The 14,757-nt window shown below is 75.8% G+C and carries 12 protein-coding genes and 1 riboswitch; of the genes, 4 read left to right on the top strand and 8 right to left on the bottom strand.

What is annotated here, in order from left to right; all coding sequences use genetic code 11:
• The first annotated feature begins 133 nt into the window (after positions 1-133).
• Both ACI8AP_RS05310 and ACI8AP_RS05305 read left to right on the top strand, forming a co-directional pair.
• Entirely contained in the window at positions 134-1,798 is a 1,665-nt protein-coding gene (locus ACI8AP_RS05310; RefSeq protein ID WP_456588295.1) for a bifunctional 3'-5' exonuclease/DNA polymerase, read from the top strand.
• Positions 1,799-1,966: 168 nt separating this feature from the next.
• Positions 1,967-2,114: riboswitch (cyclic di-AMP (ydaO/yuaA leader) on the top strand.
• Between the two features lie 254 nt (positions 2,115-2,368).
• Positions 2,369-3,253: a hypothetical protein gene (locus ACI8AP_RS05305; protein ID WP_456588294.1), complete on the top strand. Its 885-nt coding sequence runs from the start codon at positions 2,369-2,371 to the stop codon at positions 3,251-3,253.
• 22 nt (positions 3,254-3,275) lie between these two features.
• Here the strand turns inward: ACI8AP_RS05305 and ACI8AP_RS05300 are convergent, their stop codons facing one another.
• Entirely contained in the window at positions 3,276-4,022 is a 747-nt protein-coding gene (locus tag ACI8AP_RS05300) for an SDR family oxidoreductase (RefSeq protein WP_456588293.1), read from the bottom strand.
• Between the two features lie 233 nt (positions 4,023-4,255).
• Here ACI8AP_RS05300 and ACI8AP_RS05295 point away from each other — a divergent pair, with 233 nt between their 5' ends.
• Entirely contained in the window at positions 4,256-6,136 is a 1,881-nt protein-coding gene (locus ACI8AP_RS05295; RefSeq protein ID WP_456588292.1) for a protein kinase domain-containing protein, read from the top strand.
• A gap of 35 nt (positions 6,137-6,171) precedes the next feature.
• Here the strand turns inward: ACI8AP_RS05295 and ACI8AP_RS05290 are convergent, their stop codons facing one another.
• From ACI8AP_RS05290 to ACI8AP_RS05280, 3 genes are all read right to left on the bottom strand, one after another.
• The gene (locus ACI8AP_RS05290) at positions 6,172-6,327 is read right to left on the bottom strand and encodes a hypothetical protein (protein ID WP_456588291.1); all 156 of its coding nucleotides are present in this window, start codon (positions 6,325-6,327) and stop codon (positions 6,172-6,174) included.
• 68 nt (positions 6,328-6,395) lie between these two features.
• A complete protein-coding gene (locus tag ACI8AP_RS05285; protein WP_456588290.1) occupies positions 6,396-7,859 on the bottom strand; it encodes a protein adenylyltransferase SelO in 1,464 nt (487 codons plus the stop codon).
• 43 nt (positions 7,860-7,902) lie between these two features.
• Positions 7,903-8,241 carry a WhiB family transcriptional regulator gene (locus tag ACI8AP_RS05280; protein WP_456588289.1) on the bottom strand — a complete coding sequence of 113 codons (339 nt, stop codon included), beginning with the start codon at positions 8,239-8,241 and terminating at the stop codon, positions 7,903-7,905.
• 210 nt (positions 8,242-8,451) lie between these two features.
• Here ACI8AP_RS05280 and ACI8AP_RS05275 point away from each other — a divergent pair, with 210 nt between their 5' ends.
• Entirely contained in the window at positions 8,452-9,330 is an 879-nt protein-coding gene (locus tag ACI8AP_RS05275; RefSeq protein ID WP_456588288.1) for a mechanosensitive ion channel family protein, read from the top strand.
• Here ACI8AP_RS05275 and ACI8AP_RS05270 read toward each other — a convergent pair whose 3' ends face one another.
• The 4 genes from ACI8AP_RS05270 to ACI8AP_RS05255 form a co-directional block, all read right to left on the bottom strand.
• Positions 9,331-11,136, bottom strand: coding sequence for a helicase-related protein (locus ACI8AP_RS05270; RefSeq protein ID WP_456588287.1), 1,806 nt, complete (start codon positions 11,134-11,136; stop codon positions 9,331-9,333). It abuts the gene before it with no gap.
• Positions 11,137-11,351: 215 nt separating this feature from the next.
• Positions 11,352-13,541 carry an MMPL family transporter gene (locus tag ACI8AP_RS05265; RefSeq protein ID WP_456588286.1) on the bottom strand — a complete coding sequence of 730 codons (2,190 nt, stop codon included), beginning with the start codon at positions 13,539-13,541 and terminating at the stop codon, positions 11,352-11,354.
• A 5-nt stretch (positions 13,542-13,546) separates the two neighbouring features.
• Positions 13,547-14,146, bottom strand: coding sequence for a TetR/AcrR family transcriptional regulator (locus ACI8AP_RS05260; protein WP_456588285.1), 600 nt, complete (start codon positions 14,144-14,146; stop codon positions 13,547-13,549).
• A gap of 99 nt (positions 14,147-14,245) precedes the next feature.
• Positions 14,246-14,716, bottom strand: a complete 471-nt coding sequence (locus ACI8AP_RS05255) for a heme-degrading domain-containing protein (RefSeq protein WP_456588284.1) — start codon at positions 14,714-14,716, stop codon at positions 14,246-14,248.
• Between the last annotated feature and the right edge of the window lie 41 nt (positions 14,717-14,757).

Genomic DNA, 14,757 nt, shown 5'->3' with positions numbered 1-14,757 from the left:
TGTCGCGACGAGCACCCCCTGCTCCATCGTCGCGTCGCGTCGCGCCGGCCGCCGTCCTCGCGCGATCCCGCACCGGGGACATGCGTCGGGGCCGTCCGGCGGATCGGTCGGCTCCGTCGGCGACACTGCGGGCGTGCAGCGGATCCTGCTCCGGCGCCGCGAGTCCGCGGTGGAGATGACGGAGCTCGTCGACGACGGGTCGACGGGGTCGGTCACCCGCGTCGCGGCCGGGGGGCTGCCCGCCGTCGTGGCACAGCGGGAGGCCGCTGCCGCACCCGTCCGCTGGGTGTGGGACGACACCACCCGCTGGTACCCCGCGCTGCTGGCGGCGGGAGTCCGCGTCGAGCGCTGCACCGACCTGCGGCTCGGCCACGCGATCCTGCGGCGGTCCCCGTTCGCGGCCCAGGAGCTGCTCGCCGGGGACGACACCCCTGGGTGGGACGTGCTGCAGCCCGGCCAGCCGGCGGAGTCCGCCCTCTTCCCGCTGGCCGACCCGGCGGACCGGCTCGACCCCCTGGCCGAGCAGCGGCGCCAGCAGGCGGCCCTGGCCGCCTCACCGCACGGCGACCGGCTCGCGCTGCTGCTCGCGGCGGAGTCCGCCGGCGCCCTGGTGGCCGCCGAGATGACGCACACCGGCCTGCCGTGGCGGGCGGACGTGCACGAGCGCCTGCTCACCGACCTGCTCGGCCCGCGCCCGGGAACCGGTGGGCGCCCCGCGGTGCTCGAGCGGCTGCTGGGCGAGATCCGCGCGGCGCTGGGGACCCCGTCGCTCAACCCCGATTCGCCGGCCGAGCTGCTGCGGGCACTCCAGCAGGCCGGCCTCCCGGTGGCCGACACCCGCTCGTGGACCCTCGAGCAGCTCGAGCACCCGTGCGTCCCCTCGCTGCTCGAGTACAAGAAGCTGATGCGGCTGCTCACGGCCAACGGCTGGAGCTGGCTGGAGGCCTGGGTGCAGGGAGGGCGGTTCCGCTCGGCCTTCCTGCCGGGTGGGGTGGTCACGGGTCGGTGGGCGTCCAACGGCGGGGGTGCACTCTCGGTGCCCACGCTGATCCGCCCGGCGGCGGTCGCGGACGACGGCTGGCGATTCGTCGTCGCCGACGTGGCCCAGCTGGAGCCCCGGGTGCTCGCCGGGATGAGCGCGGACACCGCGATGGCCGAGGCGGCGCGGGCCTCGGACCTCTACGCGGGCATGGTCGCCGGTGGCGCGGTGGCGACCCGGGCGGAGGCCAAGCTGGGCATCCTCGGGGCCATGTACGGCGGCACCCGCGGGGAGAGCGGTCGCATGATGCCCCGGCTCGCCCGCCGCTACCCGCGCGCCATCGGCCTGGTCGAGGAGTCCGCCCGGGCCGGCGAACGCGGCGAGGTGGTGCACACGCTGCTGGGCCGGGGGTCGCCGTCGCCCAGCGGCGCGTGGGCGCAGCGGGCGGACGGGCTCGGCGAGGCCGCGGAGCAGGCCGGTTCCCGGGAGGACCGCGACCGCGCCCGCCGCGCCTGGGGTCGGTTCACCCGCAACTTCGTCGTCCAGGGCACCGGAGCGGAGTGGGCGCTGTGCTGGCTGGCCGACCTCCGCAACCGGCTCTGGCGGCTGGGCGGCGACGGGCCGCTGGGGACCCGGGCGCACCTCGCGTTCTTCCTCCACGACGAGGTGGTCGTGCACACCCCCGAGCACCTGGCCGACGACGTGGTCGAGGCGGTGCGCGCCGCGGCCACCACGGCCGGGCGGCTGCTGTTCGGCGCCTTCCCGGTGGACTTCCCGCTGGACGTCGCCGTCGTCCGGTCCTGGGCCGACGCCGGCTGAACGGACTGCCGTACACCACCGACGGGGCCGGCACGGTGGCGCGACACGCGTCACGATCTGCGGAAGTGACCGCTCCCGCATTGTCACGACTGCATAACGACGGTTACCGTGGCGGAGCCCGGCCGATCGTTCTCTCCCCATCCGGGGAGGGTCTGCCGGGCGCCGCCGAGTCGCCCGCCGCCTTCGAGCTGCGGGCGAGCCGGGGACCCACCGAAGTTCTGGGGTGAATCGCGCACCGGGCACGTCCCGGTGCGGGTAGGGCTGCTTCCCGTCCGAATCCGTCAGCTAACCCGGTAGGCGGCACGACGGAAGAAACGGAGAGCCGCCGCATGGCGCGCCCCTGCACCGCCGCACCACCCCGCGCCCGCCGGCACCGCCGCCCCCCGGTGCGTCCCCGGACCTGACCGCACGCGCACCCGGCGTCCCGCCGGTCGCCCCCACCAGCGATGACCGCCGGCCGAGCCGCCGGTGCCCGGTGGCCCCGCGACCCGGCGCCGGTCCGCAGCCCGCATCCCTCGCGGTCCGCCTCGCCCGGCCGACCCCGCCGCACCAACGGAGCACCCCGAACCCATGGATCCCCGCACCACCACCTCGGGCCGTCGTGGCCCGCTCGCCCTCCGCCGTCGCCCGCCCTCGGGCCTCCGCCGTCCGGCGTTCTACCTCGGGGTCGCCGCCGCCGGTGCCCTCCTGGTCAACACCCTCGTCGGCGTGGACCCGGGCGCCCAGGCCGAGGCCGGCACCTCGCAGTCGGTGAGCGTCGCCCAGGAGCTCGGGCTCACCTCCCGCTCCGGCCCGGTCGACGTCGCCGAGGACCTCGCCCCGCTGCAGGACCTGGCGGCCAGCCGCAGCAGCCGCGAGGCCGAGCAGGTCGCGGCCCAGCAGGCCCAGGCCGCGGCCGACCAGGCCGAGCTCGACCGGCAGAAGGCCGAGGCGGAGGCCACCGCCCGCGCCGAGGCCGAGGCGAAGGCTGCCGAGGAGAAGGCAGCGGAGGAGGCCGCAGCCGCCGAGCGGGCGGCCGCGGCCCCCGCCGCGGCGACGCCCACACAGGAGGCCCGGGCCGCCGCCACCACCGCCGCCTCGGTGGCGGCCACGGCGGTCGCCCGCATCTCCAACACCGCGGGCAGCGTGAAGCCGCAGACCCAGGCCGCGGCCGACGCGGTGGTCAGCAACGTGCCCGGCGCCGCGGGGATCACCCTCGGCGGCACCCGGGCCAGCGCCGCCGACCCGGGCGGGCACCCCTCGGGCCTGGCGCTGGACTACATGGTGATGTCCGACGCCGCCCTCGGGGACGCGATCGTCGCCTACCACCGCGCCCACTGGGCCGAGCTGGGCGTGGACTACCTGATCTGGCAGCAGCGGATGCTCTCGTCCCCGGGCGGCTCGTGGCAGGCGATGGAGAACCGGGGCAGCGCGACGGCCAACCACTTCGACCACGTGCACGTGAACTACAACTGACCCCACCGCCCCGCGGCCGTGCCTAGGTGAGCCGGCGGACCACGGACAGCGGCAGCACCCGCATGGCCAGCCCGATGGGCACCCACGGCCACGCGGGGACGTAGGCCGTGGCCCGCCGGGCCTCGATGGCGGCCACCATGGCGCGGACGCCCGTCGGGGTGTCCACCATGAACCGGGTTCGCTGCTGCACGTGCTGGTTCATCTCCGACCGGATGTAGCCGGGGTAGATCACCGACACGTCCAGGCCGGGGATCCGCTCGGCCCGCAGCCCCTCGGCGAGGGACGCGACCCCGGCCTTGGTGGCGGCGTAGGTGGTCATCGACCGGCGCATGCCGCGCAGCGCCGACATCGAGGAGATCAGCACGAGGTGCCCGCGGCCCTGGCGGCGGAAGATCTCCAGCGCCGCCTCGGTCTGCGCCAGCGCGCCGACGAAGTTCGTCATCGCCGTCTCGCGGTTGGCCTCGGCCCGGCCGGTGCCCAGGGGCGCGCCCTTGCCGAGGCCGGCGTTCACGACCACCCGGTCGATCGAGCCGAACGCCGCGGCGAACGCGGTGAAGACCGTGGGCACGGCCTGGGCGTCGGTGACGTCGAGCGCCGCGGTCTCCACCCGCCGGCCGGTGGCCGGGCGGATCTCCGCTGCGAGGGCGTCCAGCCGATCGGTGCGCCGGGCGCAGAGCGCCAGGTCGTGGCCGCGGGCGGCGAACTGCCGGGCCATCTCCTCGCCCAGGCCGGAACTCGCGCCGGTGATGAGGACGACGCCGGTGTTCATGGGTGCTCCTGTCGATCGGTGCGGCGGGCCGCTGCGGCCGGCCGGCACGCACGGTACGAGAGCCCGCAGGCGGATCCGCGGCCGGCACCGCGGCGGCGCGTGGGGCCGGCCGGGTTCCACCTCGTCGGCTCCGCCGGGGTTCAGACCCCCTCCGGGCGGGCACACCTGCAGGACGTACGAGTACGGGGGAGCGCGGAGGCGCCCTCTCGGCACCGACACGAGGGGACTCGGGAGTGACCACGGCCGGAACCAGCCGACGGTGCCTGGACGGCCGCTACCAGCTGCAGCAGCTCATCGCCGTCGGCGGGATGGGTGAGGTCTGGCGGGCGCGCGACCTGCAGCTCCACCGGTCCGTGGCGGTCAAGGTGCTGCGCAGCGAGTACGCCGACGACCCGGAGTTCGTGGCGCGCTTCCGCTCCGAGGCCCGGCACGCGGCGGCGTTGAGCCACCCCAACATCGCCGCGGTCCTCGACTACGGGGAGACGACCGCCGAGGACACCGGCGAGCGGCTGGCCTACCTGGTGATGGAGCTCGTGGAGGGGCCTCCGCTGTCGGCCCGGCTGGCCGAGGTGGGATCGCTGGACACCGCCGCCGCGCTCTCGCTGCTGCGGCAGGCGGCGGCCGGGCTGGCCGAGGCCCATCGGGCCGGCGTGGTCCACCGTGACGTCAAGCCGGCCAACATCCTGCTCGGCCGGGACGGCACGGTGAAGCTGACCGATTTCGGGATCTCGTGGTCGGCGGGGAGCGCGCCGATCACGGGCACCGGGCAGGTGGTCGGCACCGCCCAGTACATGTCGCCCGAACAGGCCCGGGGCGAGCACGTCAGCCCGGCGAGCGACGTCTACGCCCTCGGTCTGGTCGGCTACGAGTCGCTGGCCGGCCAGGCCGCCTTCGACGGCGACAACCCGGTCACGGTCGCGCTCAAGCAGGTGCAGGAGCACCCCGAGCCCCTTCCCGCCGAGCTGCCGCCCGGCGTGCGCGCCCTGATCGACGCCGCCCTGGTCAAGGACCCGGCGCAGCGGCCGCGGGACGGCGGCGCCTTCCTGTCGGCCATCGAGGAGGCGATCCACCGACCGGCGGGGACCGCACCGGGTCGCCGGCCGCTGGTCACGCGCCCGGTGCGGGCGGCGCGCCCCCCGTCCCGGGGCACCCGGGCGGCGCCCGGGAGGGCCGGCCGCCGTCCGGCCCTGGCCGTCGCGACGCCGCTGGCGGCGTTCCTCCTGCTCGGGGGCGGCGCCCTGTGGATCATCCCGGATCCCGGTGGGGACGCGGGCGCCGGCCGGTCCGCCGGCGCCGTCTCGACCCCCTCGGCAGCCGCGGGCGTCGTGCTGGCGCCGGCGGAGTACCTCGGCCGCCCGGCCGCCGAGGTGGCCGCTGAACTCGGCGCGCTCGGGCTGACGGTGCGGCAGGAGGAGGACGTGACCGCGGAGCAGGCCCCGGGCACGGTGACCCGCCTCGAGCCGGCCGCCGGCATGCTGCTCCCCGGCGACGAGGTGCGTCTCGGTGTCGCTGTCCGGCCGGGTGTGACGGTTCCGGAGGTGGCGCCGTCGACCGGTGGGGGTGCCATCCCGGTGGGACGCCCCCAGCCCGTGGCACCTGCCCCGGAGGTGCCGGTCGCCGAGGAGCCGGTGCCGAGCGGCGCGTCGACCCGCGGCCCGGCGGAGGAGGGCGCGGATCCGGCGACGGGCACGCCCACGACGCCCCCCGCCGGGGATGCCGCCGGCCCGAGCACCCCGCCGCAGGACGGGGAGGTCATCGCCGGGCCGAGCAGCCCGCCCGACGGTGACGGGGGCACGACCGAGCCGATCACCCCGCCGGAGGACGACGGGGACGCCGAGCCCAGCACCCCGCCGGAGGACGACGGGGACGCCGAGCCCAGCACCCCGCCGGAGGACGACGGGGACGCCGAGCCCAGCACCCCGCCGGAGGACGACGGGGACACCGAGCCCAGCACCCCGCCGGAGGACGACGGGGACACCGGGTCCACCACCCCGCCGGAGGACGACGGGGACGCCGGTGAGCAGACCGCCGCCCCGGAGGACGAGGACGACGACGCCCCCGCCACGGCGACGGAGCCGGCCGGCGACGAGGTGGCGCCCGCCGCCCGGATCTGACTGACCGGCACCGGCACCGGCCGGTCGGCCGGCCGTCAGAGCAGCCGGTCGAGGTCGTCCGGCCCGGGACCGGTGCCGCCGGAGTCGGGCAGGGGAGAGGTGTCGGGGACGTCGTCGTCGGGGGGCTCGGGGGCCACCGGCCCCTCGGCGTACAGGGTGTCCGGGTCCCGGGGGTCCATCTCTCGTGGCACGGATCGCGACTACCCGGCGCGGCCGGGGTGAACCCGTCGCGACGGGGCCGGCGGTTCCGGTCCCGTGCTCAGGTCCCGCAGAAGGTGCGGTAGGCGCCGAAGTCCTGCGGGGCGGGCTCCGCGTAGCGCTCCAGCCCCGGCCGCTCGTCGAAGGGGGCGGTCACCACGGACAGGAGCCGCTCCAGCGGCGCCAGGTCGCCGTCGGTCGCCGCGTCCAGGGCCTCCTCGACGAGGTGGTTGCGCGGGATGTACGCCGGGTTGACGCCGTCCATGGCCGCGGCGTCGGGGGCGAGCGCCCGCCAGCGCCCCAGCCAGTCGTCGATGCCGGCGAGGTCGAGGAACAGCAGCCGGACGCGCTCGACGTCCCCCCGCGCCGCCGACCCCAGCCCGCGGAAGAACGCCGTGAGGTCGACGTGGTCCCGGGCGAGCAAGGCCAGCAGCTCCTCGGCCAACGGCCGCACGACGGTGTCCTCGACGTCGTCGGGCAGGCCCAGCTTGGCGCGCATCCCGGCGGTCCAGGCGGTCTGGTACAGCGGGGCGAAGCGGCCCAGCGACTCGACGGCGAGGGCGACGGCCCGGTCCTGGTCGTCGGACAGCAGCGGCAGCAGCGCCTCGGCCAGCCGGGCCAGGTTCCACTGGGCGGCCGCGGGCTGGTTGCCGTAGGCGTAGCGCCCGCTGTGGTCGATGGAGCTGTAGACGGTGGCCGGGTCGTAGGCGTCGAGGAAGGCGCACGGGCCGTAGTCGATGGTCTCGCCCGAGATGGTCGTGTTGTCGGTGTTCATCACGCCGTGCACGAAGCCGACCAGCATCCACTGGGCGACCAGCTCGGCCTGGGCGGCGACCACCGCGTCGAACAGGGCGAGGTGCGGGTGCTCGGCGCCGGCTGCGTCGGGGTGGTGACGGTCGATGGCGTGGTCGGCGAGGCGGCGCAGCAGCTCGACGTCGCCCAGGACGGTGGCGTACTGGAAGCTGCCCACCCGCAGGTGGCTGCTCGCGACGCGGGCGAGCACGGCGCCGGGCAGCAGGGTCTCGCGGCGCACCGGGCGGCCCGTCGCCACCACGGCCAGGGCGCGCGTCGTCGGGATGCCGAGGGCGTGCATCGCCTCGCTGACCACGTACTCGCGCAGCATCGGGCCCACCGCGGCCAGGCCGTCGCCGCCGCGGGCGAACGGCGTGCGGCCGGAGCCCTTCAGGTGCAGGTCGCGCAGCGCTCCGTCGGGGCCGGTGAGCTCACCGAGCAGGAGTGCGCGTCCGTCGCCCAGGCGGGGGGTGAACCCGCCGAACTGGTGCCCGGCGTAGCCCTGCGCCACCGGCGTGGCGCCGTCGGGGACCAGGTTGCCGACCAGCAGGCGCACGCCCTCGGCGCTGCGCAGCGATGCGGCGTCCAGACCCAGCTCCGCGGCGAGCGGCTCGTTGAGCACCAGCAGCCGCGGGTCGGGAGCCTCCTCGGCCCGCCAGGGGACCGCCAGTTCCGGGAAGTCCCGTGCGAAGCGGTCGTCCAGGGCAACGGTGCGTACCGGCGCGGAGGTCACCCCTCCGAGGGTACGAGGATCACCGGCGGGCGGCCGGGGACGATCAGGCGCTGATGGTGTCGCGGCGCTGCAGGCGCACCCGGCGGCGCTCCCGCTCGGAGAGGCCGCCCCAGATGCCGAACCGCTCGTCGTTGGCGAGCGCGAACTCCAGGCACTCGGCCCGCACCGGGCAGCCGGTGCAGACGCGCTTGGCGTCCCGCGTCGACCCGCCCTTCTCGGGGAAGAACGCCTCCGGGTCGGTCTCGGCGCAGAGCGCGTCGAGCCGCCACGCGTCGTCGGCCGCCGGCAGGACCGGCCAGGCCGGGGCGTCGTCGATCGGCGCGAGGTGCTCGGTGGCGGAGCCGGGAACCAGGGTGAGGACGGGGCGGGAGAAGGAAGACACGGGGGAAGCTCCTCGAACGGTGGCCGGTGGCAGGCGCGGTGACGGACCGGTACGGCCTGCTTGCTACCTGTGACGTTACGGAGGAGGTGTCGCGTCGGCACTGGCAGAATCCGTACGAAACCGTCTCGTCCGTTTGGCCAGTTGTGTCCTGTCGCCGTCGCCGACCCGTGTCGCGCAGCGGGATACGCGGGCGCTGCCTAGCCTCCGGGGGTGGCCGGACAGCATGCCCTGATCCCACTCCTGGCGGCCGAGGACGAGCTCGTCACGGACGCGATCACGTGGCAGGAGGCCACCGCGGCCCTGCTGGCGCTGGTCCTCGGCATCGCCCTGGCCGCCGTCGTCCGCCGGGTGCTGGTCCGCGCGATCGACCGCGAGGGCGATCGTCACATCGGCCGCGTGGTCGGCCGGTTCGCGAGCGTCCTGATCGCCGCGGCGGGGGCCGTCTACGCGCTGGGCCTCATCGGCGTGCAGATCGGACCGCTGCTGGGGGCGCTGGGCGTGGGCGGTATCGCGATCGCCTTCGCCGCCCAGGACATCCTGCAGAACTTCATCGCCGGGGTGCTCCTCCAGGTCCGGCACCCCTTCCGCGTGGGCGACCAGATCGGCAGCGGTGACCACGAGGGCGTGGTCGACGACGTCAACCTGCGGACGACGGTCCTGCGCACCTACGACGGGCTGGTCGTGTACCTGCCCAACGCCGAGGTGCTGAAGAACCCGATCATCAACTACACCCAGACGCCGGTGAGCCGCACCTCGCTCACCGTGGGGCTGCCCTACGACGCCGACCTGGAGCGGGCCCGGCAGGTGCTGCTGCGGGCGTGCCGCGACACCGACGAGGTGCAGGCCAGCCCGCCGCCCGAGGTCTGGGTGGAGGAGTTCGCGGACTCCTCGATCAACGTCGCCGTGCGCTACTGGCACCCGGCCGACATCGCGAGCCGCTGGCGGGTGCGCAGCGCCGTCGCCATCTCGCTGAAGGCGGCGCTGGACGCGGCCGGGATCTCCATCCCCTTCCCGCAGCGGGTGCTGTGGTTCCCCGAGGGCCCCGGGGCGGAGCAGCCGGCGGGGGAGGGGGACGGGCGGCCCGGCTGATCAGCTCCGGCGAGACCTGCCCCGGGGACCGCCCTGCCGCCCGCCGAGCGTGCGGCCGGCCGCGCGACCGGCGGTCCGGCGGCCGCCCGGGCTCGGCCGGCGGTCCCGCTCGCCGCCGCCGCGACCCGCGGGGGCGCTGCAGGGCCGGCAGGTGGTGAACCACGGCGCGATCGCGCTGCCGCACTCCACGCACTTCCCGGACCGGCCCAGCGCGATGGCGTCGGGGAGCAGCTCGGTGATCATCTCGGCGCACTCCTCCTCGACCCACGCGGCGTCCTCGCTGTCCAGGCCGGCGACGCCGGGGAACTGGCGGAGCAGGGTCTGGGCGTCCCGGGCAGCCGCGGCGGCCTGCTCGTACTCCTCGACGGTGCCGCCGCGGGGGACGTCCGGCAGCACGGTCTCGGGCGGGACAGGCAGCCCCACGGCGTGCTGCAGCGCCGCCTTGGCGAGCACCAGCCAGCGGGTGCGGCGCGGCGGGTTGTAGTCGATGGCGAGGTTGACCAGCCGCCACACGGTGGTCAGGTCGCCGGCCGCGCCCAGCGGACCGCGCAGGAGCGGCAGCAGGGCGTGTACCCGCAGGACGAGGCTGGTGACGTCGTCGGCGGTCATCGCCTCGTCGCGGGTCGCCGCCCGCGCCCAGGCCATCCACCGGGTCAGTGCCTCCGGGAGGTCGACCGCCTCGAAGGCGCCGAGGTCCTCGAGCTCGGGCCGCAGCCGGGGCGCGCGCTTGGGCAGGTCGCTCATCTCGTCGCCGCGGGCCACGGCGGCTCCGGCGCCGACCAGCGAGGCGATCGGCTTGAGCCCGCTCACCCCGATGAGGATGCCGACGGCGCCGTGGCCGGTCAGGCCGTAGCGCCCGGCCCGCCCGGCGATCTGGGCGGCCTCCCAGGTGCGCAGCGGCCGCATCTCCTGGCCGTCGAACTTGGTCGTCTCGGCGAACAGCACGGTCGTGGCCGGCACGTTGATGCCGTGGCCGATGACGTCGGTGGTGACGAGCACGTCGAGCTCGCCGCTGGTGAACCGCTCGATGACCTCGCGCCGGGTGGCCGGCGGGAGCGCGCCGTAGAGGACGCCCACCTTGCCGGGCCGGTGCTGGTCGAGCTCCGCGGCGACGGCGTAGACGGCCTTGCGGGAGAACGCGACGACGAGGGTCTGCGGCCGCACGTTCGCCGGTCGCACCGGCGCGCGGAGCACGTCCAGCCGGGAGAGCCGCTTGTGGTTGACGACCTCGACGTGCTCGGCGTCGGAGACCAGCGGCTTGAGCACCAGGTAGGCCTCGGCAGCGGAGATCAGGTGCATCTCGCGGTACTCGCCGGTGAGCAGGAGCCGCGCCCAGTGGTGGCCGCGGTCGGGGTCGGTGACCCAGTGGGCCTCGTCGAGCACCAGCATCTCGCCGCGGTCGGGCGCCTTCTCCACCGTGCAGCAGACGATGGGCGCGAACGGGTCGATCTCCTCCTCGCCCGTCGACAGGCCCACGGTGCCCTCGGGCAGCTGGGCCGAGAGCTTGGCGTAGGCCTCGTGGGCGAGCTGGCGCAGCGGGGCGGCGTAGACGCCGGAGCCGGTGGCGGCCAGCGCCTGCAGGGACTCGTAGGTCTTGCCCGAGTTGGTCGGGCCGAGGTGGAAGACGACGTTCTCGGGGCGGGTCGCGCGGGCCGGCAGCTCGGGCGCGGCTCCCTCGACCCAGCTCTGCTGGGCGCGCTTCTCCTCGCGGGCGGCCGCTCGGTCGGTCTCGCGCGCCGCGGCCTGGCGGCCGGCGGAGCGTTCCCGGCGGCGCACGGTGGCGGGCTGGGCGTGGGTGTCAGGCAAACGTGGTCCTTCGTGTGTGAAAGTCTGGGTCGTGTGCCTCACGGAGGCGCACCGTCATCCACACCCAACACCCACGGTCACCAATCCATGCCCGGGGGTCGACCAGTGGCGTGGCGAGGAGGCGGCGTCGGCGGTCGCCGCCGCGACGGAGGGCCCGGACGGGGAACGGCCCGCCTGCGGTGCAGGCGGGCCGTTCGAGGACCGGAGCGATGGGCTCAGCGCGGGGCTGCGCCGACCGACTCCCGGTCCTGCGGAGGCGCCGACTTCTCCAGCGCTGAGCCCTCGACGTCGAGCACCGGCAGCCAGCGCAGCCACCGCGGCAGCCACCAGGCCCGCTCGCCCAGCAGCGCCAGCGCCGCGGGGACGAGCACCATGCGGACGACGAAGGCGTCGAACAGGATGCCCGCGGCCAGGGCGAAGGCGATCGACTTGATGGTCGCCTCGCCCGCCGGCACGAACCCGGCGAAGACCGAGAACATGATCAGTGCGGCGGCGACGACGACCGGCGCGGCCTGGCGGAACCCGGTGCGGATCGCCTGCAGGGGTGCCACGCCGTGGGCGTGCGCCTCGTGCATCCGGGACACCAGGAAGATCTGGTAGTCCATCGCCAGCCCGAACAGGATGCCGATCACCAGGATCGGCGTGAGGCTGATCAGCGGCCCGGTGGTGTCGAGGTTGACCGCGGCGGCGAGCCAGCCCCACTGGAACACCGCCACGGTGGCGCCGAGCGAGGCGCCGATGGTCAGCACGAAGCCGAGCACGCCGACCAGGGGCACCAGCAGCGAGCGGAACACCAGCACGAGGAGCACCAGCGCCAGGCCCACCACGAGGGCGAGGTAGACCGGCAGAGCCTCGTCGAGGCTCTGGGCGACGTCCACGCTGACCGCCGTCTGCCCGGTGACCGACGCCTGCACGCCGTCGAGGTCGGCGAACTCGGCGCGCAGGTCGGCCACGAGCTGCTCGGTCGCCGGGTCGGTGGGGCCGGACTCGGGGATGACGGTCAGCAGGGCGGCGCTGCCGTCGGCGTTCGGCACCGGCGGCGTCACCAGCGCGACGTCGTCGAGCGTGGAGATCGTGCCGCTGACCTGCGCGGCGGACTCCGCGGCCCCGGCGCCCTCGAACAGCACGGTGATCGGCCCGTTGAAGCCCTCGCCGAAACCGTCGGCGAGCAGCTGCTGGGCGCGCGCCTGGGTGCTGTCGGCCGGGGGTGTCTGCACCAGCGTGGTCTGCATCGAGAAGAACGGCACGGCGATCGCGCCCAGCAGGACGACCGCGAGCAGCAGCGAGGGGATGCGGTGGCGGGTCACGGTGTCCGCCCACCCGGCGAGCAGCCCCCGCCGGTGCGAGGTCGCGACGCCCCCCGCGCCCTCCTGCGCGGCCGACCGCTGCGCGCGCGGCAGGGCGCGGTACCCCAGGTAGCTCAGCGCGGCCGGTACCAGGGTCAGCGCGATCAGGACGGCGACGACGATGGTCAGCGCCGCCGCCACGCCCATCTGCGTGAGGAACGGGATGCCGACGACGGCCAGGCCGGTCAGCGCGATGACGACGGTGAGCCCCGCGGTCACCACCGCGGAGCCGGCGGTGCCGACGGCGGTCGCGATCGCGGTGCCCACGTCGGCGCCGGCCCGCAGCTCCTGCCGGTGGCGGCTGACGATGAAGAGCGCGTAGTCGATGCCGACGGCCAGCCCCAGCATGGCGGCGAGGGTCGGGGTGGTCGAGGAGAGGTCGGTGAAGCCGGTGGCGATGGTGATGCCCAGGACCCCGATGCCGACGCCCACGAGGGCGGTCAGCAGGTTGAGGCCGGCGAGGACGAGCGAGCCGTAGGTGACGGCGAGGACGACCAGCGCGACGACGACGCCGATGGCCTCGGCGGGGCCGCCGACGTGCGGCGCCTCCTGGGTGGCCTCCCCGGAGACCTCGACGGTGAAGCCGCCCTCCCGCGCGCCGTCGACCGCCTCGAGCAGCGCCTCCTGCTGCCCGGGGGTGACCTCGCCCGGCGCCGCGTCGTAGGTGACGGTGCTGTAGGCGGTGTTCTGCTGCTGGTTGACCGCCGGCGCCGCCGGGTCCAGCGGGTTCGTGGCGTCGACCACGCCGGGCAGCTCGGCGAGCTCGGCGACGAGCTCCCCGACGACCGGCGCGTTCTCGGGCGTCGTGAGGGTCTCGCCCTCCGGCGCCTGCACGACCACGCGGGCGGTCGCGCCCTCACCGCCGGCGCCGAACTCCTCGCCGATCCGCTCGAGGGCGTTGGTCGACTCCTGCCCGGGGATGGAGAAGGAGCTCGTCGTCTCGCCGGCGAGGGTCGCGGCGCCCGCGCCGCCGGCGACGAGGACCACCAGCCAGACCAGGATCACCGGGAGACGGCGGCGGTGCGCGAACGCGCCGAGCCGGGACAACAAGACAGCCATGGGGATCAGGCCTCCACCTGGTCGGTAGCGGGAGGAGCGGCGCCGGCCCCGTGGTGGCCGAGCGCGTCGAAGCAGGTGGCGACGACGAGGGGCCGCCACGCGGTGGTGCCGTCGTGCTGCCGGGCCGTCAGGGTGAGCACGGCCAGCGCGGTGAGCGCGCCGACGACCCGGATGGCCCGTTCGGACCCGAGCGCGCCGGGGGTGACGCCGAAGGCCTCCAGAGCCGCCGCGACGGCGGTCTCGACCTCGGGCCCGGCGTCCTCGGTGCCCCCCTGGGTCAGCGGGGCGAGGAGCAGCGCGACCAACCCGGGGTGGGCCAGCGCGATGTCGACGAGCACGTCCAGCGCCAGCCGGTCGCGTGCCGGGCCCGGCGGCAGGTCGACCACCTGGTCGAGCACCCGCTGGCCGAGCGCGCCGGCCTGGGCCAGCACGGCCGCGTGGAGCGCTTCCTTGCTGGGGAAGTGGTGCAGCAGCCCGGCCTTGGACAACCCGACGGCGTCCGCGACGTCCTGGACCGACGTCTTGGCGAAGCCGCGCCGCGCGAAGAGGGCGGCGGCGTGGTCGAGGATGCCCTCGTCCACCTGCTGCCGGAACGGTCGCGCCACGGAATGCAGGTTACGCGCGACCGACCGGATCGGTAGGTGTACCGACCACTTCGGTCGGTGGTGTCCGTCACGCCGGCCGGGCGACGACCGGTACCGGGGTCAGCGCCCCGGGTGCTCGGCGAGGACGGCGGTGACCATCCGGTGGTCGTCCAGCTGGGGGAGCCCGGAGACGGCGACGACACCCACCGGGCCGACGTCCCGCACCAGCAGGGGGAAGGCGCCGCCGTGCGCGGCGTAGTGCTGTGGGTCGAGCCCGAACTCCGCCTCGAAGGTGGTGCCGCGCTCGATGCTGGCCTGCCGGACGTAGAGCGAGCTGTGCCCGAACCGGTGCACCACCCGGGACTTCCGCTCGATCCAGTGGGCGTTGTCGGGCGTCGCCCCGGGCAGTGCGACCGAGAAGAGCCGGTGGCCGTTGCGGGTGATCTCGACGGCGACGGGGGCGGCATCGCGCCTCGCGGCGGCCACCAGTGCGCAGCCGAGCACCCACGCGTCCTCGTTGGTGAAGGAGGTGAGCTGCAGGCGCTCCTCCTCCGCGGCGAGCTCGGCGAGCGTGGGGAAGGACTCGGACATGCCCTCTTCCTACGGGGGATCCGCCGCGGTCGCGAGTGCGC

The organism is Blastococcus sp. SYSU DS1021 (genome assembly GCF_054050995.1).
Note: the sequence above shows the minus strand (reverse complement) of the source record. Positions and strands in the feature narration are given on the sequence as shown.

Bases quoted from the DNA above. Each gene is read 5' to 3' on its own strand.
- ACI8AP_RS05305 (WP_456588294.1), top strand. From the start codon at position 2,369: ATGGATCCCCGCACCACCACCTCGGGCCGTCGTGGCCCGCTCGCCCTC.
- ACI8AP_RS05300 (WP_456588293.1), bottom strand. From the start codon at position 4,022: ATGAACACCGGCGTCGTCCTCATCACCGGCGCGAGTTCCGGCCTGGGC.
- ACI8AP_RS05265 (WP_456588286.1), bottom strand. From the start codon at position 13,541: ATGGCTGTCTTGTTGTCCCGGCTCGGCGCGTTCGCGCACCGCCGCCGT.
- ACI8AP_RS05255 (WP_456588284.1), bottom strand. From the start codon at position 14,716: ATGTCCGAGTCCTTCCCCACGCTCGCCGAGCTCGCCGCGGAGGAGGAG.